The sequence below is a fragment of the Rhodococcus sp. WB1 genome (genome assembly GCF_001700945.1).
GTDB classification, from domain to species: domain Bacteria; phylum Actinomycetota; class Actinomycetes; order Mycobacteriales; family Mycobacteriaceae; genus Rhodococcus; species Rhodococcus aetherivorans.
In genome coordinates this window covers 704,471-724,716 of sequence record NZ_CP015529.1, presented here as the reverse complement: position 1 = coordinate 724,716, position 20,246 = coordinate 704,471, and the positions used below count along the sequence as shown (strand labels likewise).

17 protein-coding genes and 5 pseudogenes are annotated in these 20,246 nt (G+C 67.8%); 5 read left to right on the top strand and 17 right to left on the bottom strand.

All coding sequences use genetic code 11. The annotated features are described in order from the left end of the window. Window positions 1-60: 60 nt before the first annotated feature. Together A4U64_RS03385 and A4U64_RS03380 are read right to left on the bottom strand one after the other, a co-directional pair. The gene (locus A4U64_RS03385) at window positions 61-663 is read right to left on the bottom strand and encodes a TetR/AcrR family transcriptional regulator (RefSeq protein ID WP_043798410.1); all 603 of its coding nucleotides are present in this window, start codon (window positions 661-663) and stop codon (window positions 61-63) included. Further along, window positions 660-1,790 (bottom strand): saccharopine dehydrogenase, encoded by a 1,131-nt coding sequence (locus A4U64_RS03380; protein WP_232334159.1) that lies wholly within the window; start codon window positions 1,788-1,790, stop codon window positions 660-662. The genes A4U64_RS03385 and A4U64_RS03380 overlap by 4 nt, the downstream gene beginning before the upstream one ends. Before the next feature lie 73 nt (window positions 1,791-1,863). Here A4U64_RS03380 and A4U64_RS03375 point away from each other — a divergent pair. Then, window positions 1,864-2,520, top strand: a pseudogene (locus tag A4U64_RS03375) (arabinosyltransferase domain-containing protein); the annotation flags it as partial. A 124-nt stretch (window positions 2,521-2,644) separates the two neighbouring features. Here the strand turns inward: A4U64_RS03375 and A4U64_RS28155 are convergent. The 4 genes and pseudogenes from A4U64_RS28155 to A4U64_RS03365 form a co-directional block, all read right to left on the bottom strand. Continuing rightward, window positions 2,645-2,794, bottom strand: a complete 150-nt coding sequence (locus A4U64_RS28155) for a hypothetical protein (RefSeq protein ID WP_157127562.1) — start codon at window positions 2,792-2,794, stop codon at window positions 2,645-2,647. 29 nt (window positions 2,795-2,823) lie between these two features. Continuing rightward, window positions 2,824-3,390, bottom strand: coding sequence for a dihydrofolate reductase family protein (locus A4U64_RS03370; RefSeq protein WP_006930815.1), 567 nt, complete (start codon window positions 3,388-3,390; stop codon window positions 2,824-2,826). A gap of 29 nt (window positions 3,391-3,419) precedes the next feature. Then, window positions 3,420-3,704, bottom strand: a pseudogene (locus tag A4U64_RS27595) (hypothetical protein); the annotation flags it as partial. 88 nt (window positions 3,705-3,792) lie between these two features. Further along, window positions 3,793-4,807: pseudogene (locus A4U64_RS03365) on the bottom strand (transposase). A gap of 22 nt (window positions 4,808-4,829) precedes the next feature. Between A4U64_RS03365 and A4U64_RS03360 the strand changes: the two are divergent. Together A4U64_RS03360 and A4U64_RS03350 are read left to right on the top strand one after the other, a co-directional pair. Next, complete coding sequence (locus tag A4U64_RS03360; protein ID WP_065922174.1) at window positions 4,830-5,411, top strand: dihydrofolate reductase family protein; 582 nt, start codon at window positions 4,830-4,832, stop codon at window positions 5,409-5,411. 759 nt (window positions 5,412-6,170) lie between these two features. Further along, window positions 6,171-6,767 (top strand): maleylpyruvate isomerase family mycothiol-dependent enzyme, encoded by a 597-nt coding sequence (locus A4U64_RS03350; RefSeq protein WP_043798414.1) that lies wholly within the window; start codon window positions 6,171-6,173, stop codon window positions 6,765-6,767. Between the two features lie 173 nt (window positions 6,768-6,940). Here A4U64_RS03350 and A4U64_RS29195 read toward each other — a convergent pair. The 3 genes and pseudogenes from A4U64_RS29195 to A4U64_RS03340 all read right to left on the bottom strand — a co-directional run. Continuing rightward, window positions 6,941-7,009, bottom strand: a pseudogene (locus tag A4U64_RS29195) (hypothetical protein); the annotation flags it as partial. A 62-nt stretch (window positions 7,010-7,071) separates the two neighbouring features. Then, window positions 7,072-7,470, bottom strand: coding sequence for a (R)-mandelonitrile lyase (locus A4U64_RS03345; protein WP_043798416.1), 399 nt, complete (start codon window positions 7,468-7,470; stop codon window positions 7,072-7,074). A 67-nt stretch (window positions 7,471-7,537) separates the two neighbouring features. Next, window positions 7,538-7,798, bottom strand: a complete 261-nt coding sequence (locus A4U64_RS03340) for a flavodoxin (RefSeq protein ID WP_084648708.1) — start codon at window positions 7,796-7,798, stop codon at window positions 7,538-7,540. 138 nt (window positions 7,799-7,936) lie between these two features. Between A4U64_RS03340 and A4U64_RS28145 the strand changes: the two genes are divergently transcribed. Continuing rightward, entirely contained in the window at window positions 7,937-8,086 is a 150-nt protein-coding gene (locus A4U64_RS28145; protein WP_157127561.1) for a hypothetical protein, read from the top strand. 389 nt (window positions 8,087-8,475) lie between these two features. Here A4U64_RS28145 and A4U64_RS03335 read toward each other — a convergent pair whose 3' ends face one another. The 4 genes from A4U64_RS03335 to A4U64_RS03325 form a co-directional block, all read right to left on the bottom strand. Next, window positions 8,476-13,041, bottom strand: a complete 4,566-nt coding sequence (locus A4U64_RS03335; protein WP_065922171.1) for an AAA domain-containing protein — start codon at window positions 13,039-13,041, stop codon at window positions 8,476-8,478. Between the two features lie 257 nt (window positions 13,042-13,298). Then, a complete protein-coding gene (locus A4U64_RS03330) occupies window positions 13,299-13,682 on the bottom strand; it encodes a hypothetical protein (RefSeq protein WP_232334157.1) in 384 nt (127 codons plus the stop codon). 31 nt (window positions 13,683-13,713) lie between these two features. Further along, window positions 13,714-13,920 (bottom strand): hypothetical protein, encoded by a 207-nt coding sequence (locus A4U64_RS28445; protein WP_029545710.1) that lies wholly within the window; start codon window positions 13,918-13,920, stop codon window positions 13,714-13,716. Window positions 13,921-14,199: 279 nt separating this feature from the next. Next, complete coding sequence (locus A4U64_RS03325; RefSeq protein WP_065922170.1) at window positions 14,200-15,771, bottom strand: bifunctional NAD(P)/FAD-dependent oxidoreductase/class I SAM-dependent methyltransferase; 1,572 nt, start codon at window positions 15,769-15,771, stop codon at window positions 14,200-14,202. 78 nt (window positions 15,772-15,849) lie between these two features. Here A4U64_RS03325 and A4U64_RS03320 point away from each other — a divergent pair, with 78 nt between their 5' ends. Continuing rightward, window positions 15,850-16,413: a helix-turn-helix domain-containing protein gene (locus A4U64_RS03320; protein ID WP_065922169.1), complete on the top strand. Its 564-nt coding sequence runs from the start codon at window positions 15,850-15,852 to the stop codon at window positions 16,411-16,413. A 142-nt stretch (window positions 16,414-16,555) separates the two neighbouring features. Here the strand turns inward: A4U64_RS03320 and A4U64_RS27585 are convergent. The 4 genes and pseudogenes from A4U64_RS27585 to A4U64_RS03300 form a co-directional block, all read right to left on the bottom strand. Further along, a pseudogene (locus tag A4U64_RS27585) lies at window positions 16,556-16,913 on the bottom strand (transposase); the annotation flags it as partial. A gap of 697 nt (window positions 16,914-17,610) precedes the next feature. After that, entirely contained in the window at window positions 17,611-18,063 is a 453-nt protein-coding gene (locus tag A4U64_RS03310) for a hypothetical protein (RefSeq protein ID WP_065922167.1), read from the bottom strand. Between the two features lie 151 nt (window positions 18,064-18,214). Further along, window positions 18,215-18,442 carry a hypothetical protein gene (locus tag A4U64_RS03305; protein ID WP_065922166.1) on the bottom strand — a complete coding sequence of 76 codons (228 nt, stop codon included), beginning with the start codon at window positions 18,440-18,442 and terminating at the stop codon, window positions 18,215-18,217. Window positions 18,443-19,273: 831 nt separating this feature from the next. Further along, the gene (locus tag A4U64_RS03300) at window positions 19,274-19,651 is read right to left on the bottom strand and encodes a VOC family protein (protein WP_065922165.1); all 378 of its coding nucleotides are present in this window, start codon (window positions 19,649-19,651) and stop codon (window positions 19,274-19,276) included. Between the last annotated feature and the right edge of the window lie 595 nt (window positions 19,652-20,246).

The window sequence follows — 20,246 nt, the reverse complement described above, 5'->3', positions numbered from 1 at the left end:
ACCGCATCGACGACGCCGGCACCGGGGCGGGCGGTCACAGCCGGCGCCTGCCCGGACGGCTCAGGACCCATGTACCAATCCGACTGCGGCCCGGATAATCTCGCTCCTCGCTTCCGCCGAACGACCGACGCCGACCGTCGAGTGGACAATGGCCGCACCTTCCACCAGGCTGACCACGGTCGCCGCGACCGCGAAGCTCCGCGACCGGTCGAGATCGGGGCGAACGCAGGCCACGAGGTCGGCCACGTGACCGACGTATCCGGTGTAGAAGTCGCGGACGACCGCGGCCGTGCTCTCGTCGCTCATGGCAATGGCCCAGACCTCCACGAACAACCGCACGCACGACGGATCGTCCTGCTCTGCGAGCAGGATCTCGAACAGACTCGTCGTTTCCGACCTGGTCAGGGCCGGCTGCTCACCCCGTTCCTCGACCGGCCCCAGTGCGGACGACAGCCGCTCGAGCGAACGCTGCAGCGCCCGCTCGAGCACAGCCCGGATCAGATCGGCGCGAGTCGGAAAATAGTGCTGGAGGTGCCCGATACGCACGCCCGCCGCAGCGGCAAAGTCACGCAGAGACGCATCGGCGTTGCCGCGGGTCGTGAGTACCCGTTCGGCGGCATCGAGCAGTTCGGCCTGCCGTTGGCCGCCCTTCGTCGAGATCATTCCCGCAATACTTCCACTCCGTGCTCGGGTAGCGATCGCAGGATCGAGGCCGGATCCGGATGCAGCTCGGGGTAGGTGACACCGGGCTCCGACCCCGTCGGATCGAGCACTCTTCGCAAACCGAGGAAGCCGCCGAGCGCAGTCAAGTGAGCTTGGCCTCGCGGATCGACGACCGTTGCCGATGTCCTTCCGCCCTCGCCGTCGACGTCGACCCGGATCTCGGCGTTCCCTCCCTCGCCGGGCGAGTACAACAACGACCGGCGTACGGATGTCCACCGGTCCCCCTTGCCCCACCTGAACAACCCGACCTTCTTCGCTGCGAGCAACGCCGTGGTGGCCGCGCCCGAGCTGAAGCCGATGCGTGTGGACACGGTGCCGACATCGAGGGTGATCGGCAGCGTCAGCTGTTCGGGGGTGTCGATTCGGACCACCTTGGTGCGCGACCCGGCGATATTCACGATCCGCGGATCTGTCAACGGCGCCACCGTCACCGGTAGTCCGCCCCGACGAACCTCGTAGTCGTATCCGAGCCGATCCATGAAGTCGACCGAATCGATGCCGGCCATGTCGTTCATGTCCCAGCGAACTGCGATATCGACCGAGGTGGCACCTCCGCCGCGCTCGGATATCAGGGCAGCGGCTACCACACTCGTGATTCCGCCCATCCACGCCGACGAGAAGAGCACCGGCGCACGTGGCCTCATCACGGCTGCCGCGGCGACGGCGCGGGTCATGCGGCTGGTCCATCGCGTGATGTCGACGTACGGAACGCCCCCGCCGACCGCAGCCGTCAAGACCCGGTCGATCGGATCGTTGACCGTTCCGATCACCGCTCGGACCGCCGCCCGAAATGGCGCCGGATCCGTTAGATCCCAGCGCCGCACCGTAGCCCCGTGCTTGTCGGCGAGCGCCGCGCCCTTCTCGGGATTGCGCCCGGTCAGCAGCAACGGCCAGTGCGGAGCGGCGAGTTCGGTCAGTGCGGAACCCACGGTTCCGTATCCACCGACGATCAGGACCGGACCTTCGTGGTCTCGTGTGAGCGTGTCAGCCATGGCCAAAATATAGGTCATTTGACCTATATTGTTCACTGTGCCGGCCCTCACACCCCGGCAACTCGGGATGGCCACAGCGTGCGCGCACCTCCCGCCGAGTCGATATCCGCGCCAGGACACCGCAAGCCGCGGGCAACGAAGACGAGGGGCCACCGGTGTCGTGCTGACCTGGTGTTCGGTCGAACGCGCGATCGCCCGGCGTCTGCTGCCCGCCGCCGCGATCCTCATCGGCGCGATCACCGTCACCGCCGGCCCGTCGGGCATCATCTGCTTCGCCGCATTGATCGCCGGCGCCCGCCCGATCGCCCCGCATCCTCCATCACCGGCTCGCAACATGGGGTGGTTGCCACTGCTCGCTCCGATGGTCGCGGCCGGGCTGGTGGTGCTGGTGCCGGTCTTCTCGGACCAGACCCCTGCGGCTGTGCTGGAGATGCAGCCCGCACACGAGGTCGGCCCGAATGTGCCGTGGTTCCAGGAGTATCTGCGCTATCAGTACCTGCTGCAGATCACCGTGGACGGGTCCCTGGCGCGCCGGTTCGCGGTCTTCACCCTGGTGCTGTGCCTGCTGGTGGCGATCGTGGCGATGCTCGCTGCCGTGGCGACCGGCCCCGCGGTGTTGCGTTCGCGGCGCAATCGGGCGCTGTTCGCGGCAGCGGTGTCGTTCGTGGTGACCATGTCGTTCATCGGGCCGAACGGCTGGTGGTACGTGTCGAGCTACGGGGTGCCGTGGTGGGACAAGCCGCCGTCGATCGCCGAATTCGGGTTCTCCACAGTGGTCTTTGCCGCGACCGTCGTCGCATTGCTTTGGCTGATGCGACCTCGGACCATGCGTCGTAGTAGGCCTTGCGCAATCCGCTCCGGTCTTTCCGAGTCCGACAGTGCGCGCTCCTAGGATCGAGATATTGTCAAGACCTGTGGATGGGCGAGTTTCAGGCGACCTCCAGGGTGGTTGGTGGGTCGATCGGTCGTTCTGTGAGTTTCCCGGGCAGCAGTTCGTCGAACTGCTGGTGGATGTCGAACAGGCTGCCGTGCAGCAGCAGTACTTGCGTGCCGTTCGAGTCGTGTATCTCGTAGTGCATCCGCAGCTCGCCTGGCTGTGTATGTCCGATCAGTCGTGTTTCGCCTCGTAGCGCAGGAGGACCGTGCCACCCGGGAAGGTGCGGTTCTCCAACAGTCGCAGCGAGATCCATGACGGCAGGGTCGGGAAGAACGGGGTGCCGCCGCCCACGGCGATGGGCGCGACCACGATCCGGTATTCGTCCACCAGTCCGGCCTGCACGATCGGTGCTGCCAGCGTCGCGCCGGCCACCTCCAGCCTGCCGTCGGTTTCGGCTTTCAGCTTCGTCACCACCTCGACCGGGTCGCCGCGTTCCAGGCGGGAGTTCCAGTCGACGGACTCCAGGGTGTGCGAGAACACGACCTTGGGCATGTCGCGCCAGATGCGGGCGAAGTCGACGATCAGAGGGGTGGCGTCCGGGGCCTTGTCGGCAGTCGGCCAGTACGCGGACATCAGTTCGTAGAGCCGCCGCCCGTAGAACGACAGGGCGGTCTCCCGCTCGAAGTCGTTCCAGTACTGGTGCAGTTCTTCGCTCGGATCGGTCCAGTCGATGTTGCCTTGTGCATCGGCGATGTACCCGTCCACCGACACGTTGAAGCCATAGATGAGTTTGCCCATGCAGTTCAGACTGCACCGGAGGGCAGAACTCATCGCGACACCACACGAGTTATTGTCAAATCGTTGTGGATGGGCGAGCGTCGGGCGACCTCCTTCGTAGTTGACGCATCAACCGGTCGTTCTATGAGTCTTCCCTTCTCGAACACGGCTCCGGCCCGAACGAGGGCGACCAGGTGCGGCGCGTTCACGGCGCGCCAGCGTGCCTCAGCGGCCTCGATCACCGTGAACGCCAGCGCGAGCCCGGCCGTCCGCGAGCCCGGCCCCTTGGTGACCTTGCTCCTCAAACGCACTGGCGCGAAAATAGATTCGATGGGGCAACACAATCAGCCAGATACCGCCGAACTGGCTCGACCACCTCGCCCACATCGTCGTAAACGAGCCAGGGCACGATGCGGCTCTTCATCATCCAGGGTGTAGCAGCGGCCTGAAGCCGCCGGTCTCGAGTAGCGGGCCGGCGATGTAGGTGGTGAGGTTGCCGAATCCGAGGGCGGAGCCGCGGAGGTGTTCGAGTCGTCCGTTGATCGCCTCGGTTGGGCCGTTGCTGGTGCCGGGTCGGTCGAAGTAGGCCAGCACGTCGACGGCGCGCTTCTTCAGCGTTCGGCCCAGCGTGATCACCTCGCTCAGCGCAGCGGGAACGCCGGCGCTGACCGACCGATCAGGTTCTGCATCGGCTCGCGCCCCTTCGTTCGATCCGGGTGACGGTAGGCGGCGATAATCCGGTGAGTAGGTCGGCGCCGGTGTGCAGGGTCCTCCTGGCGGAGTGGAGCGGGTCGTCCTTGTGACCGCAGTGGCCGTGGATCGCGAGTTGGACCCGGCGCCGGCACTTGTCGAGCGCGTCACCGGCTACGCGGCCCCCGTGGAAGGGATCCATCACCGCGACCGCTGCGGGGATCCATCGACGCCGAGAACCTGGACGCCGTCGAGCCGGTGCGGATCGTCTATCAGGACCCGCTTGCCCTCGGCCAGGACGGCGTCGTTGGCGGTGTTCCAGGCGCCCACGAGTCCTTCAGCGACACGCGCGACGGTCAGGTGCTGGCGCACGACGCCTTCGAGTGCCCACCGCAGACCACCTCGCGAGAGCTTCGCCCGCGGCTCAGCAGCCAGGCTGGTGTCCTGGCGCCACATGCTCGCAGCCGGAGCACCGATAGCGACGGATCGTGACCACCAGCGTGGTCGGCCGCCAACCCAGCGGCTCGTGCGCCAGACGCCGGGTTACGGTGTCGCGCGACGATCCCTCGCATCCGCAGCGGCGACACCACCTCTCATCCGACCCGTCGGGTTCGACGACGCGACAGGCCAAGACAGCACGGTCCGGCTCGAACCGCGGCCTGGTCACTTCGAGACCAAGCTCGTCGAGTCGGCAGAACACGGTCAGATCAGGGCAGGCAAAGCCCGCCCCAGGGGTAGCGTCAGGCACGTCGAGGTCTAAGGAGAGCCCCGTGGGCAAGGTGGTCATGTACAGCTCGGTGTCGGTGGACGGCTTCGTCGCGGACGAGAACGACCAGCCCGGACCGCTGTTCGACTGGTTGTCCAGCGGTGACGTCCCGTTGGACGAGAGCGGCGAGGTGAAGGTGTCGCAGACGTCCTACGACTACACCCGGCCGTACTGGGACCAGATCGGGGCGACAATCGTCGGCCGCCACGTCTTCGACATGACGGACGGCTGGGAGGGGACGCCTCCGGGCGGGGTCGACCACGTGGTCGTCGTGACGCACCGGCCGAAGCCCGAGGGCTGTGCCCCCGAGGCGCCATTTCACTTCGTCGACGGCGTCGAGGCAGCCGTGGCCAAGGCGCAGGAGCTCGCGGGTGACCGCATCGTCGAGGTCGCCGGTGGCGACGTCGGTGGCCAGGTGCTTGCCGCGGGCCTGGTCGACGAGGTGCGCATGGACGTCGTACCCGTCGTGTTCGGGTCCGGCAAGCGCTACTTCGGGTCGGTCCACGCACAGCACCTGTTGGAGGATCCCGACGTGGTGATTCAGGGCAACCGGGTGCTTCACCTGCGCTATCGGGTGCGCCGTTGACCGATCTGAGCGGGTACTCGAAGAAGTCCACTGCGAACGGTGACACAAGATCGGGCCTCCGGCTGCGTTTGCGCATCGCTGCCCCGGGACCGACGCGCCAGCCAACATCCAGCCAGCGATTACACCCTCAACTGTGAAGAGCCCACAATGCCACCGCCTCGCTCGACACGGCCCCATTGCGGCAGTCTGATCGACCCGATATCCCGCTGCGTCTCGTCGGACAACGTCCCTCACCTCCGTGTTTGAGAGATACCTACGCGGCCGTGCAACGAGTCCGGTGTCGGCAGGACGGCGTGTCGCTACGTAGTCCGGTCACCAGATCGATGCCGTTTTCCGGATGGTAGATCCGGCCTGTCGACGGCAGGCCGGAGTCGGCTCTGGCCCCCTTTCCGATTGCGTCGTCAGGCATGCCTGACGGCCGAGCACTACGAGAGAATCGTGCGCGAGCAGTTGTGCGCCGGCTGACCGCCGACCGGGACACCACTTTGGCTACCGAATCCCTGCAGGCGTTGGCGGAGGCAGTGCTCTCCCTGAGCGGTCGAGAACAGCGATCCGGCGACGTCGTCACCTCACCCATCCAGAGGATCGTGAGGCACCCTGCGGTCTCTGATATTCCCCGCCTGTGGGTACTGCAGCGCATGATCGTCTCCGATGAGTTTGACCGGCCCGTGGAGTCTCAACCTCTGCAGGCGGCGCGATGCAAGGACGTCCGGCTCGGCGGCGGGGCACCTTGCTCAACTGAATGAAAGGGGACCGACCGTGAACAACCTGCAGTCCGGGGTACCGCCAACGTACGACGGCCTCGCCGACCTGCTCGACTCCGCGCCCACCGAGACCTGGGACACCCCGTCGCTCTGCGCGACGTGGCAGGTCCGCCACGTGGTCGCGCACGTAACGATGCCGGCGCGGCTCACACCCGAGCAGTTCGGAGCCGAGATGGCGGCGGCAGGCGGCGACTTCACCCTGCTGTCCAACACCGTAGCCGCCCGCGACGCCTCCCTGCCGGTCGCCGACCACCTGGCCCACCTCCGGTCGCCGCTGCTGCACGAGTGGCAGCCGCCGGGTGGCGGGGCGGCCGGGGCGCTCAGCCATGCAGTGATCCACTCCCTCGACGTCACGGTCGCGCTCGACCGGCCGACGGTTGCGCCGGTCGAGGCCGTGGTAGCCGTCCTCGACCAGCTCACCGCCGCGAACGGCGCACTGTTCGGGGTCGACCTGACCGACGTCCGGCTCGAGGCTGCCGACATCGACTGGAGCTGGGGAAGCGGCAAGGTCGTGCGGACCGACAGCGGACGCCTGGTGGCGCTTCTGAGCGGCCGAACCCTGCCCGATGGCCGCGCCCTACGCCGCGGCTGACCCACCCAGGTGGACGCGAGGGTGTACGCCGCCACCCACCGGCCGTCGCGGGCGGTGTAGTGGATCTCGAGCTGCAGCGGCCAGGTGCCGTGCCCGCCCCGGATGGTGGCCTCCGTCCGCGTCCGGCCGGAGGCGACGTCGGCCAACCATTCGGCCTTCGACTGCTCGTACCCGGTCATGTGTGTGAGCGTGAAATCTTCATCGAGCAGTTCGCGGAGCGCGACCGCGTCGCCGGTGACCATCGCGTCGCGCTGCTGTTCGTAGTCGGCGCGCACCGCCGCCTCGACGTCGTTCCCCGCCTTCATCAGCCGTTGTACTCCTCGTCGGTGACGTGCTCGAGCCACGTCGTGGTCGTCGCCGGGTCGTCGGCGTTGTCGAGCATCGCCAGATGCTCCATGAACGAGTCGGCGGCCGCACCGTGCCAATGTTCCTCGCCGGGCGGGCAGTAGATCGTCCGGCCGGGGTACGCCTCGATCTTTTCCCCGCCACGGGACTGCACCCACGCCACGCCCTGTGTAACGTGCAGCGTCTGGCCGCGGGCGTGCGAGTGCCAGGCGGTGCGGGCGCCGGGCGCGAACCGGACTTTCGCGACGATCATCCGCTGACCGTCCTCGCGGGGGAAGGCAATCGGGTCCAGCCACACGTCGCCGTGGAACTGTTCGGGCGGGTTCTTCGTGGTGGGGGTACGCGGGGCGATCCGCATCTTCCGTTTCCTTCGATCCGGCTCGCCCTGCGAGCGGTGATGTGACAGCCGCGGGTGCGACAGGCAGTCAGAGCAGGCCGGTGCGCTGCAGCCAGGAGTCGACTGCGGCGCCGGCATCGCGGACCTCCTCGCCCCGAACGGCCAGACCCTCACCGAGAGTTGCTCCGCGACAAGCATATTCGTAATCGTCCGGGACGCTCCCGAGCCCGCTCACGGTGTGGGTGGTGATCGGGTGGACCCTCGTGCCGGCGAAGTCGAGCCCCTCGGCGAAGGTCCACATGATCATCGGCGCACTGCTGTTCCACACCGGGCTCGCCACAGAAGTCATGCCCGAAAGTGTGCCGTACCCCCGCACCGGGTGCCGAACCCGACGTCCCGCGCCGTTGTCCTGCGGCCCGGAGGGGACGGTCTGGCACCGAACGGCGATGGGACGTGCATTTTCCCTGTTCAGGAAGCGTTCTCGGCGGTGCGGGCGATCTCCACGACGAAGCGGCCGTCCACGGTCGGGGTGACGCGGGAGTCGATGTGCAGCCTGGATCTGCGCACCGCGGCGATCCTGCCGGTGCGCAAGTCCCGGGCGACGACGCTGGCCAGCTGGCGGCGGCTGCGGTCGTAGACCTTCCAGGTGACCCATTCCCGGGCCGGGCGCCGGCCAGGGCCTTGATCTCGGCTTCGGCCTGCTGACGCGTCGTCGGGACCGGATCCCGGGACGGGCTGGACGCCGAAGACGTCCCCGACCGACCGCCGGTCCGGTTCGGCGTCGAGCTTGGCCAGCAGAAAACAGTGGTGGACCGTCCGCGTCCTGAGCTCAGGAACCGGCGCGACCGTAGGTCCACACCCGCCTGCCTCGAGTACGAGACACGAAGACATAGCGCCGGGCGACGAACTGGTCGTCACCACTCCTGCTCCACGAGGTCGAACTCCGGCATTGCGACGATCCACGCGAGGTCAGCGGCACCAACGTCTCGAAACCCGACCTACGAATCGTCCGATCATCCGATTCGGTCAGAAGCCGGCAACATCGTCGGCAGTGCGATCGACTACACCCGCAACCCGATAGTTCGTCCGTTGCCCTGGCGCAACGAACGCGTCGACCCGCCCCGCGACGACGAGCTCTTCCAGCACCGCGAGAACGACCGTCCAGTCCATCTCGAGCCGATCGGCAAGCTCGACGACCGGATATTCCTCACGCCCGAGTGCCTCCACAATGGTGTCAGCCAGCGATGACGACACCGGCGTGGCCACCGACGACTCGGTGAATCCGGAACGCTCGACGTCGGACACAGCAACGACATCCGCACCCTCGGAGGTAATGCCGCGCCGCTCGAGCTTGCCCCACAGCCCCGACATCGACGCGTCCGGGTCGAGGTAGTACTCGGATTCGCGGACCCTCCAGAACCTCCACCCGCTCCGGCGCAGTTCACGTTCACGCTCGAGGTCGGCGCGCTGCCGGTCGGGAGTGGTGTGCCACTGCTCGCCGTCGCACGCCACAGCCAGCTTGCCTGCCGCACCGGTCACCACCAGATCGATGACGTGACCGTTCACCTCCACCCGGGGGTTCACGTGATATCCGCGGGCAGCGATGTCGAGGAACACCTCCTGCTGGAAGAGACTGTCGAATGCCTCGTGCCGCTCCTCACCCGTCACACCCGCCGGCATCGGCGCCGCAGGCATCGGCGACGTCGACTGCATGTAGGTGAGCAGCGAATGCCGCAGGTCCGTCGGCCGCAACGTGTCGACGGTCCGCGAATGGAACAACCACAACTGGTCCTGTGCCCTCGATGCGGCGACGTTGAACCGTCGTTGATATTCGGTCCTCGTCATCGCCGCGATGTTCTGGTCGGGCGCGACCACCATGGACAGAAACACCACGTGCCGCTCGTCCCCTTGGAAATCCGGAGGCGTGCCGACACGGAGTCTGCGTTCGTCCCATTGGTGCGGGGTGAGCCGGTCGAGCAGTTCGTTCTGGATGACGTCGACCTGCGACTGCCCCTGCAAAACCACCACGCCGAAGGTTTTCCCGTCGTAGGCGGGGTCTTCGACACACTGCACCACAGTGTCGACGAGGGCACCGGCCTCGACACGGTTCGTCAACGTCGAGTTCTGTCCGGTGACGACACCACCGTCGACGTAGGTGGTGCGCAGAGGCGGAAGGCGGTCGGACCCATACTGCCGCAACGGAACCAGGGGGTCGTCTGCATAGAACTGTTCGCTCGACCAGGCGATGATCTCCGGCATCGATCGGAAATGCTCACGCAACCGGACGATGCTCCCGAACCGCGACCGCAACAACGAGAACATGCTCGAGCGGGGAGTGAAACTATCGCGCAAGTACTTCGGGATGTCGGGCAGGGATGAATCGAGACGACGGAACACTCCGTCGAGCGCACCCAACGACACCGCACTCGGCGCGCATTGCTTATCGTCCCCGACCACGATCACACGCGGCGCCAACCACAGCAGGAACAAACTACTGATGTCGACCTGGCTTGCTTCATCGACAATGACGACATCGAACAGGTTCTGTACAGGCGGAACCGAAGACAGCACCTGCTGCAACGGCATCACCCACGCCGGCACCGCACCCTGCGCGACCTGCATGGCCTCACGCGCTGCAGCCCGATAACGCTCTGCATATCTCCCGGTACCCTTTCCGATACTCGCGACATGGTCGCGGTACGAGTGCAGGGCTTGGACCTGCTCGGCGGTCGTGCGGTCGAGACACGCGCTCCACGCCTTCTCCGCGACGAGCTGCGTGGTCAACCGCGAGATGTCTTTCTCGACCGCGTCGAGGTCACGTTCGAACTGCCCGTCCTCACGCCCCTCGTTGACGTTCCGCACCCACTGCTCTGCGCGACGCCACGCCCACGCGCTCTCGATGTTTGCCAGACGAACCGGCCACTGCGGCCACGACGGATCTTCGGCGATGGCCTGCGCGAGCGCCGGTGCGGCGTCGGTCAAACGCGCGTGCAGCGACAAGAGTTCGAGCTCCTCCCGCTGTTCACCGGCCGCACGATCCCATGCATCCAAAGCTGCATTGATACCGTCGAAGTCCGCATCGTGGAAGGCCCGTGCCAGGGCGCGCCCTTCGGGCGACGCTCCCCCGGCGATCTGGCCCCGCACATACAGGCCGACGGATTCGAGCCAGGCCTTGCTGGCTTGCGCAGTGCCGACCGCGGCGATTGCCCGCGCCGACTCCGCAACCGACCGCGCCTGTTCGACACTCACAAGCCGCGGCGCACCAGGGTGGATGTCTCGTAACGCCGATTCGACATCCCGTACCCGTGTGACAAGGTTGTCCACGATGCCACGGTCCCGGTTGATCAGTGCCAGGGTGCCGATGGCACGGCTGCGTGACTCGTCGAGTGCGATGTCGATACCGAGATCGCGCAGGACGATCCCCACGACCCGCACCGCGTCGAGCGCACGGAGGTGCTCGGCGACGATACGCACCGAGTGGGCGGTCGTGGCCGCGACCCCGTCGACGGTCGCAGGCTCGCCGAGCGCCTCGACCGCCGACTGCTCGTCACTCCTCCGGAACCGGGAGAGGCCACTGCGCCATGTGTCCCCCGCCTCCAGCTTGCGAGCCAGCGCGTCATACGCCTCGAACGCGGGCCGCCCGGTCACCGGCGTTGCCACCGTGCTGGCACCGACGACGCGATCGGCCTCCTGCGCGGCCTGCACGAGACCTGCGAACTCGGCGGTCTTTCCCCACAGGTGCTGCGCCCTCCCCGACAGGACATCGTCGGCCACGCGTTGAAATCCCAGGTCGAGCCGTTCTGCATCGTGCAGAGCGCCCTGCAGTTGTTCGCAGAGATCGCGGATACGGGCCAGTATGTCGGGGGAGGCGCCCTCGAGTACCCGCAGCAACTCCGGCATTTCGCCGGTCACGTCCTGCGATGCCTGTGCGACCGCGGCGCACGCGTCCTGCACCTCTGTCTGGGTGGGCAGGGACAAGTCGGGGAACGCTTGGTGCCGGCGACGCGCCCGCTCGACGCTCGACCGCTGATGAAGCGCATGGAGGGTGATGAATTCGTCGACGCTCAGAGGTGGGGCGTCGGTGAACAGCGGTGCGGGCAGCCACCCCTGTCCGGATTCCTGTGCGCGGACCCTCCGGACGATCGACGCGACCGTCCCCTCGTAACCGGCGGCGACCGCGGTGTGAACGACCGTCTCCTGCGCGCGCGTCTGCCGGATCTGTTCCGTCAGGATCGCCCGACGGTTGAGCACGTCGTTGCGTTGCGTGGTGAGTTCGTCGATGCGCTGCGCTGCGCGCCGCCCGTTGAATTGCGCCTTGCGGGTAGCGATCTCGCTGACACTGCGGTTGAGCTCCGCAGACCCTCCCCGCGCCGGGTCGGTCACCGCCACACACAGTTCTTGCAGTTCGAGCGGAAGTTTGTCGCGCAGTACACGCAGCGCCTGAGCCTTCTCACTGGTGACCAGCACGCGCTGGCCACCCGCGAGCAGCGCGGACACCAGGTTGGCGATGGTGTGTGTCTTACCAGTACCGGGTGGGCCCTCGACCACGACGCCGCTGTCGCCGGTGAGGCGATCGAGGATGTCGCGCTGCTCATCGTTCGCGGGCAACGGGAACAACGGATCATCGGCGAACAGCGCGGACGGTGTGCCGATGCGGTCGAGCCATGCGACACGGTCGGCCGGTTCGATCGCTTCGACGAGTTGCGCCAGACCCAGCGGCACCTGGTTCGACTCGTCGGCGACGGCCTCGCTCATGCGGTTGTAGTACTCGATGAGCGCATAGGCGCCGCGCTTGCGGAGCACCAGAGCCGGCGACGGTCTCACGAACGCCTCGGGCGACGATGCCTCCTCCGCCTGGTCGACGACGTCCACGCGCACTGTAAGTGCCCGGTCGGTCCAGTCCTTGAGAAACACCCGAGCCGCGGGGTCGAGGGGCGACGCGACCTGAGTCGCGAGGGATTGGTGCAGGTCGCGGGTACTCGATGGATCGAACACTTCCAATCCGGTGAGGAGCTGGGTGTCTTCGAGCGACGGGACGGCGTCGGGATTCAGCCGGACCAGCAGGTCGCCGGATTCCTCGTGCCGCTCGATGAGGGCGGACTGGGTGATCAAGTGTGTGTGCACCCGCGCGCCTGCGACATCGTCGGAGAGGTGCAGCAACCCCGATGCGACGACGAGCTCGAGCGATTCCGGTTGGGCGTCGAGGTCCAGCATCGCGTGCTGCAGGAACGTGTACAGCTGCGACGCGGGCCGTCGTTCCCGATCCACAGCCGCCCACGCCCGCCATTGCGCCAACCAGATCTCGACGCCGTCGACGGCGTCGGGGGCCTGTGGGTCGAGTGTGGGTTCGGCGGCGGAGTTGTCGATTGCCCCCTGCACATACTTCGCGACCAGCGCGGGGGGACGCGGTGGATCTTCGAGGACAACGCGCCGTGCGCGGAGGACGACGTCTCCTGCCGCGGCATCGGCGCTCAGGCCGACGTCGAGGTTTTTCTCGTCGAGCGACAGCACGGCACGGTGTTTGTCGAGGGTGCGGACAGGTGCGCTCCGTGCTTTGACGAGCTCGGCCAGAAAGGCGAGCAGGCGTTGCACGCGATCCCTGAGTTCAGGTTCGCTCACCCTCGGCTCCACACCCACTCCACTCACCCTGCGGACGTCCTTCCGCCCGTCGACGGAAACCGGGCAACTCCAGCTTAGGAACCACCTCCGGCATGTCCGTGTCCGGTCTCGCTTGTCGCCGATTGCGGCCCCCCGAACCCGTCACTGCGATCGCACCTGGCCTGCGTGAAGGACGGCTATCGAGTGCACGGGGGGATGGTACGGGCGGGTACGTCACGGCAGACGCAAGCTCATAGCCCCCGGGGATACCTGCCGCCGACCCGGTCGGGGTCGTCGGCCAGGAACACCACGTCCCGGCGGCCCTGGTTGAAGGCGCGGAAGTTGTCGTAGTCCCAGCCGGCAGGGGCGTAGTCGTCGTTCCACCGCACTCGCGCGGCGGGCACGAACCCGGCGTCGGCATACAGGTCCGGCAGCACGGTGTCGACACAGTCCAGACGGCGGCCATCGAGCGCGGTGGCGTACCGGACCATCGCGCGTGCCGCGCGCGGGTGGGCGCAGTCCCGGTGCGCGGACACCGAGACGATCTCGTCGCCGTGCAGGGCGGCGCCGGCCTTGCCGTCGTCGGTCACCAGTAGCCGCATCCGCCGGTAGTCGTCCTCGTCGTGGACGGACACCGAGGCGGCATAGGGATTCTTGTGCCGGCCGTCAGCGCACCACCAGCTCCGCGCACGCCCGGAACGGTATCGCGTCCACATCGACGACGCCCTTGCCGGCGAGGGTTTCGCCCAGGTCGGGCAGCGGCGGGATGCTGAATCCGGCGGCGAGAGCGATGTCCTGGCCTTCTTGTACCGGTGCGAGGCTGTGCTCGTCGCCTTGGCCCCGGTCTGATCGGCCAAGACCGCGAAGGTCCACTCCGGGTGGGTGATCTCGAGTTGGGCGGCCGCCTTGACGACCGGAGCGAGGTCGGCGCTGTCGAGGAACGCCAGCAGTTGCGCGATGGTCTGCTGTGCGGGTCGCACCGCCGGCCGGAGGTACCGGCGGTGGGGTCACCTCGTCGAAGTGGGCGAGGTCCGCCGCGACACGAGCGGCACCGTCGCGCGGTGCCACGGGCTCGGCAACGGCGGCCGTCGGTGCGCCGGCGCGGGTGTCGACCGCACGGTCGATGGCCTGTCTCGTCACGACCGTTCCGGCTCAGCCGCGTCGTCGCGCCCGCAGCACCGAGTCGCGGACGGTGACCTGCTCCCCGGAGTGCGGGTGTGCCGTGGTCCGGGACCGGACCTCGCAGAGCTCGACCTCCCACTGACCGTCCTCGAGCGCCGGAATCAGCGACTCGGGGGTGAAGAGGAACCAGTGGTGACCGTGGCGCAGCCCGGTCGCCAGGTCGTCGGGGTGGTGACCGACCACCAGCAAGGTGCCACCGTGGGCGACCGCGGAGCCGAGGCGCCGGGTCAGCTCGACCATCCCGCCGTCGGGAAGATGCAGGAACTGCGAGGACACCAGATCCCATCGCTGCTGGCCGGGCTGCCAGCTGCGGACGTCGGCGGCAACCGTGGTGACACGGTCACCGACGCCGGCCTCGGCTGCGTGCGCGGCCGTCTTCTCCAGGGCGGCGACCGCGAAGTCCAGGGCCGTGACCGACCAGCCGCGGCCGGCCAACCAGACCGTGTCGGCGCCCTCACCACAGCCCACGTCCAGGGCCCGACCGGGTGTCAGGGACGAGGCCTCGGCCTCGAGCTGGGGGTTGACGCGTCCGCTCCAGACCCGCTCCCCGGAGTAGCGATCCTCCCAGGCGGGCTGCTCGAACAGCTCGGCCCGGCGCTCGGCGACCGCGCGGTCGGCGTCCTCGGCGGCCAGGTCGGCGTTGACGAACGCTCCCACCCGGGTGCCGTGAGCGGCCGCGCCGATCAGGGTCATGCCGATGTCGGTGGCGTTGCCGGCCGCGTACAGGCCCGGCACCGCGGTCGCCCCCACCGGGTCGACCGCAATCACCGACCCCACCGGCACCCCGCCCCACTCGACGTGCTGCGGCTCCAGGCCGAGAGAGGTCAGGAAGTCGAGGCATACCTGCGGCCGCGAGGCCACCACGATCGCCTCGCGCTCGAGCAGCGAGCCGTCGGCGAGGCGCACCCCGATCAGCCGGTCGCCGTCGGTGACGACCTCCCGCGCAGTGCCGTGCTCGATCCGCACCCCGATCGCGGCCATCCGCTCCACGTCGGCGGCCGGCAGCTCGACCCCGTCGGCGACGACGAGGACGACGTCGTCGGTGAGCTGGCGCCAGAGCAGACCCTGGTGTCCCGCGACCGGGCTGGTCGCCAGTACCGCAATCGCTCGACCGCGCACCTCGCAGCCGTGGCAGTAGGGGCAGTGCAGCACGTCGCGGCCCCAGCGTTCGGCGAGGCCGGGGACATCGGGCAGTTCGTCCACCACCCCGGTGGTGACCAGCACCCGCCGGGCGGTGACCTCGCGTCCGCTGTTGGTGGCCACGGCGAAACCGTGCTCGGTGCGGGTCACGGCCGTCACGCGGCCGCTCGCCAGCTCCACCCCGTACGCCGCCACCTCGGCCCGGCCGTCGGCCAGCAGGTCGAGCGGGGGCACCCCTTCCCGGCCGAGATAGTTGTGGACGTGCTCGGCCGGAGCATTGCGAGGCTCACCCGCGTCGAGCACCAGCACCCGGCGACCGGACCGCCCCAGCACCACCGCACCACTCAAACCGGCAGCGCCGCCACCGTCCACCACCACATCGAAACTCTCGTTCTCCGTCATGCCTCCAGGGTGCAGACCCCTCCCGGGATATGGCAAACATCATTGCTGGAATGGCAAAACTCCGGCACACTGAGCGACATGGAAGACCAGGACGTCTTGAAGAACGTGGGCCCGAGACTGCGACAGCTCCGACTCGAACGGGAAGCCACCCTGAGCGACCTGGCGGAGGAGACCGGCATCTCGCTCAGCACCCTCTCCCGACTGGAATCCGGACAGCGCAAGCCCACCCTCGAGCTGCTGCTCCCCCTCGCCCGCGCCCACCGGGTCGCACTGGACGAACTCGTCGACGCCCCGGACACCGGCGACCCCAGAATCCGGTCCAAGCCGGTGACCCGGCACGGCCGGACCTTCATCTCCTTGACCCGCCGCCCCGGGGGCCTGCAGTCCTTCAAAATGGTGCTGCCCACCGTGGACGACGTCGCCCACCCGACGCTGCAAACCCACGAAGGCTACGAGTGGCTCTACGTGCTCAACGGCCGACTGCGCCTGATCCTGGGCAGCCGCGACCTGGTGCTCGAACCCGGAGAAGTGGTCGAATTCGACACCCGCACACCCCACTGGATCGGCAACCCCGGACCCACCCCCTGCGAAGTGCTCGCAATCTTCGGCCCCCAAGGAGAACGCATGCACGTGCGCTCATAATCAGCGCCCAGCCCCCGTCCACGCACCGCCGACGCCCGCACCCAACACCGGCCTCTTGAGACGCGGTCGCCTATCGGCTGTATCCCGACGGGCCTGATCGGGTCTGTCAGGAAATCGGTGGATCCGGCTCTGACACATGGGATCAGTCGCTGTTCGGGGTGATGCGTCCTTCGAGGGTGATGGCGAAGGCGTTCAACGCTCCTTTCCACCTCGATATCCATCGTGCGCGCCCCGTGCCGGTCGGGTCCAGAGCTCGGGTGGCCAGGTACAGACACTCGAGCGCGGCTTGCTCGTTGGGGAAGTGGCCCCGGGCCCGGATGGCCCGACGGTAGCGGGCGTTGAGCGACTCGATCGCGTGCGTGGAGCACACCACCCGCCTGACCTCGATGTCGTAGTCGAGGAACGGCCGCGTTCTCCGGACAGGAGTTCTGCCACAACCGGATGATCGCCGGATAGCGCGGGCCCCACGTGCCGGCGAACTCGTCGAACCGCTCCTTGGCTGCGATCTCGTGCGCGAACTCCAACGCGCGCTGATGTATTGGATCGGCACCTGCCCGACCTGCCACCACAGCTTTCCGACCCAACAAAATCCTAGTCACTCGGGCTCAGGTGACCACACAATCCCCCATGCGCAAAAACATATGTTTCCCCACACCTTGACCCATACCTCGTGGAGGCGGCGACCTTGCCGTCTTCCTGCGGTCGGCAGCGCTACGCCCCGCCACGGCCGGGGAGCGCAGCCCGGATCCGCGTCCACCTGGTCACACCATCGAGACGTCGCACCCCAGGATCGGCCATACAGCTCCACCTGATGCAAGCCTCGACTTCACCCGACCGGACCCACGTCGATGATCGACTCACCCAAGGGCACACCGATTTACGCGGTAAACCGCAGCTTCTTCCTCGCGAAGCAAGCAATGGGCACCTGCCGATAAACTTCGGTTCCAGCCCATCGGTGACGTGCTGCAACGGCTCAGCCCCAACGACAGACACAAGTTCAGATACTCACCGCCGCAACCGTCGCCCGCCACCGCACACACTCCGACACCATCACCACGACCGCCCCGCCCGTACGACGGCCCCGGTATCGCGCCCGGCCGGACCCGCCCCTTCGGGCCACCGCCGAAGTCGCGCCGATCGAGCGGGCGGAACACCGCCCCCGCCGAAACAGGTGCCCACACCGGTCCGGGGTGCGCGTCAGGCCAACTTCCGGGCCCGCCCGGGCACCCGCCGCCGGTACCGCAGCACCAGGGCCGTTCGCGCCGCGGCGGCGACAGGTCCGTAGGGCAGGGAGAACCCGACCCAGAAGACGGTCTCGGCCGGCAGCAGCACCAGCGCCAGGGCCGCGCCGGCCCGGCGCTGGTGCCACAGCAGCGCCCCGGCACCACACTCGGCGGCGCAGACCACCACGAACGCCGACAGCAACGGCACGGTGGTGCGGATCCCGCACCGGTTCTCGAACACGCCGTGGCCGTAGGTCGGATAGCCCAGGAACGTGGCGATCTCGCCGTGCCGGACCAGGTGCGCGATCGCGTAAAGCCCCGGCAGCCCGAAACCGAGCCCCGAAGACCACGCGAGGACGGCGGCGGATCTGGCCAGCACCTCGTCGCCGCCGGGGCGATACGCAGAACCGAACGCCGTCCGTTCCATGATCCGCAGAACACGACTGGGCAGGGCTACCGGGGTGGGAGGCAGGGTGCTGCGGCCAGGGCCTCCGCATCTGGCCTGGACATCACGGTCAGCCAGATATCTGTCCGAGGGTGAAGAGATCGTTGCCCTCCGTCCGCCCAGGAGGAGGCCGCTAGACGACAAAGCCTGCCTCGTGCAGGGCGATGAAAGCGATGGTGATCGCCATCAACGCGTACACGGTCACCATCGCCACTTTGGCGGTTCTCTCGCTCGTGGGCGGAAACACCCGGAGAACCGGCTTCGAATACGCGACCGGTCGACGCTGTTGCGACCGCGAGGTGAGTGCGAAAGCCGTGGTGACAGCACCGCTACGGTACGGCTCCGTCGGATTCGTAGTCATCGCACACGTCCTCTCCGCGCCGAACTAGCCTCAATAGTAGGCGCGTGAGGTGCCGCGGAGCGCGTGGATTCTGGACGGGATGCACCAGTCGCCCCCGGCAGCCGCCGGGGGAACTGAACGGGATCGATGCCCGGCAGTCCCGACATCACGACTGACGAAGGTGGTCGCTGCCGTCGGTCGCGCTCGTCCACTGCGTGTTTCCTACGCCCGGCGGGCAGCACCACGAGACCGTCGCGAGCACCTGCCCACCCTCGCCTCACAGACCGACGACGAGCCAGCACAGGCCATCGCCGGCCGCATCGAGCACATCCACCGGATCAGCAACGCCCCGTCACGGACGTCCTCGCCGATTTCGCGCAGCGCTCCAGGTCCACAGCCCCCGCGACCATGCTGCTCGCCGAGCCCGACTGCGTCGCCGCCGGCCGCCGCGACCTCACCAACCCCGACGCCACCGAATGGACCGCTGCGCCCGTTTCCGACACCGAGACCAGGCGCGGCCCCCGGAGCGGACACCGAGGTGGGGACGACCCTGACCAGCAGCCCCGCCGGGCGGGACGTCGCGGTGATGAGCATCGTGCCCAGCGGCACCCCGTGTGGCGCAGGCGGCCAGATAACCCAGTTGCCTTGTATGCCTTGAATATCGGCACGGTCTCCGGCAGCCGGGCTCACCTGGGACGGTGGCCGGGCAGCCACACGGTGTCCGGGCCCGCGGAAGGCGGCCCGAGCCGCTTTGCTGCAGGTGCGCGGTCACCGCCGCAGGAGAGCCGCGCCAGTCGTAGTCGGTCCGGCTCACGCTCAACCGCATGACGTGCCCTGGTTGCCGATCGTCGGTCAGCCGCCATAGGGACGGGTGATGATCTCGAGGTTGTGCCCGTCCGGGTCGGACCAGTACACACCCCGGCCGCCGTCGCGGTGATTGATCGTGCTGGGCTGCTGGTGTCCGGGATCAGCCCAGTAGTCCAGGCCCCGCTGCGTGATCCGCTCGAAGATCCGGTCGAACTCGTCCTCCGCGACGAGGAAGGCGTAATGCTGGGGCGAGATGTCCCGACCAGTGTCGAGGAAGTCCAACGAGACGTCGTTGCTCAGCGGCAGGACCATGAAATGGCCGAAGGGTTTCGGGTCCGGGAGCCCGAGGATGTCTGCGTAGAAGCGCGCCGAAGCCGCGCGGTCACGGACGTGGACGATGGTGTGGTTCAGCTGCACCGACATTGAGCACTTCTCCTGAAATCTATGGGGTAGGAGCGGCCACGTGTCGGTCGCACCGACGCGGTCGCGCCAGTCCGGCTCGCCCGGCACACGGTGTCGGGTGACCCGAGCCGACGTGGGCCGCGGCGTGCACGCACTGATGGATCCCCAGGCGACCGCGCCTGGCATGAAGCCGAGGCCTGGGACCGGTGAGGCCGTCTCGTCCCGACGAGCTATCCGAACCTCGCCCGCGAATTAGTCGGGGCTGTATCAATGCGGTCCGGGGGAACGAGGTCATGCTCTTCCCATGGGAGGAGCCACATACGCATACACGTGTTGCAGGTAGGGGAATCATCAATTCGACCATCGTCCGGATTATTCCGGTCCTTCACAGTTGAGGGTGTAGTCACTGGTTGGATGGTGGCTGGCGCGTCGGTCCCGGGGCAGGTGTCGAGGTCTTCCGAGGGCGGAGGTTCCCACTCCGCCTATCAGGAAGACTTCGACGTGCCTGACGCTACCTTCGGCTGCCCTGACCTGACCACGTTCTGCCCGTCGGTGTGCTGCGCGTGCACGTCCTGCTCCGCGGTGGGACGCCGGGGCCGCAGATGCTCGACCAGTT

Coding starts and splice junctions, on each gene's coding strand:
- A4U64_RS28155 (WP_157127562.1), bottom strand. CDS start 2,794: ATGCACTACGAGATACACGACTCGAACGGCACGCAAGTACTGCTGCTG.
- A4U64_RS03305 (WP_065922166.1), bottom strand. CDS start 18,442: ATGACTACGAATCCGACGGAGCCGTACCGTAGCGGTGCTGTCACCACG.
- A4U64_RS03325 (WP_065922170.1), bottom strand. CDS start 15,771: ATGACGGAGAACGAGAGTTTCGATGTGGTGGTGGACGGTGGCGGCGCT.
- A4U64_RS03370 (WP_006930815.1), bottom strand. CDS start 3,390: ATGGGCAAACTCATCTATGGCTTCAACGTGTCGGTGGACGGGTACATC.
- A4U64_RS03345 (WP_043798416.1), bottom strand. CDS start 7,470: ATGCGGATCGCCCCGCGTACCCCCACCACGAAGAACCCGCCCGAACAG.
- A4U64_RS03300 (WP_065922165.1), bottom strand. CDS start 19,651: ATGTCGGTGCAGCTGAACCACACCATCGTCCACGTCCGTGACCGCGCG.
- A4U64_RS03340 (WP_084648708.1), bottom strand. CDS start 7,798: ATGACTTCTGTGGCGAGCCCGGTGTGGAACAGCAGTGCGCCGATGATC.
- A4U64_RS03385 (WP_043798410.1), bottom strand. CDS start 663: ATGATCTCGACGAAGGGCGGCCAACGGCAGGCCGAACTGCTCGATGCC.
- A4U64_RS03320 (WP_065922169.1), top strand. CDS start 15,850: ATGGAAGACCAGGACGTCTTGAAGAACGTGGGCCCGAGACTGCGACAG.
- A4U64_RS03310 (WP_065922167.1), bottom strand. CDS start 18,063: ATGGAACGGACGGCGTTCGGTTCTGCGTATCGCCCCGGCGGCGACGAG.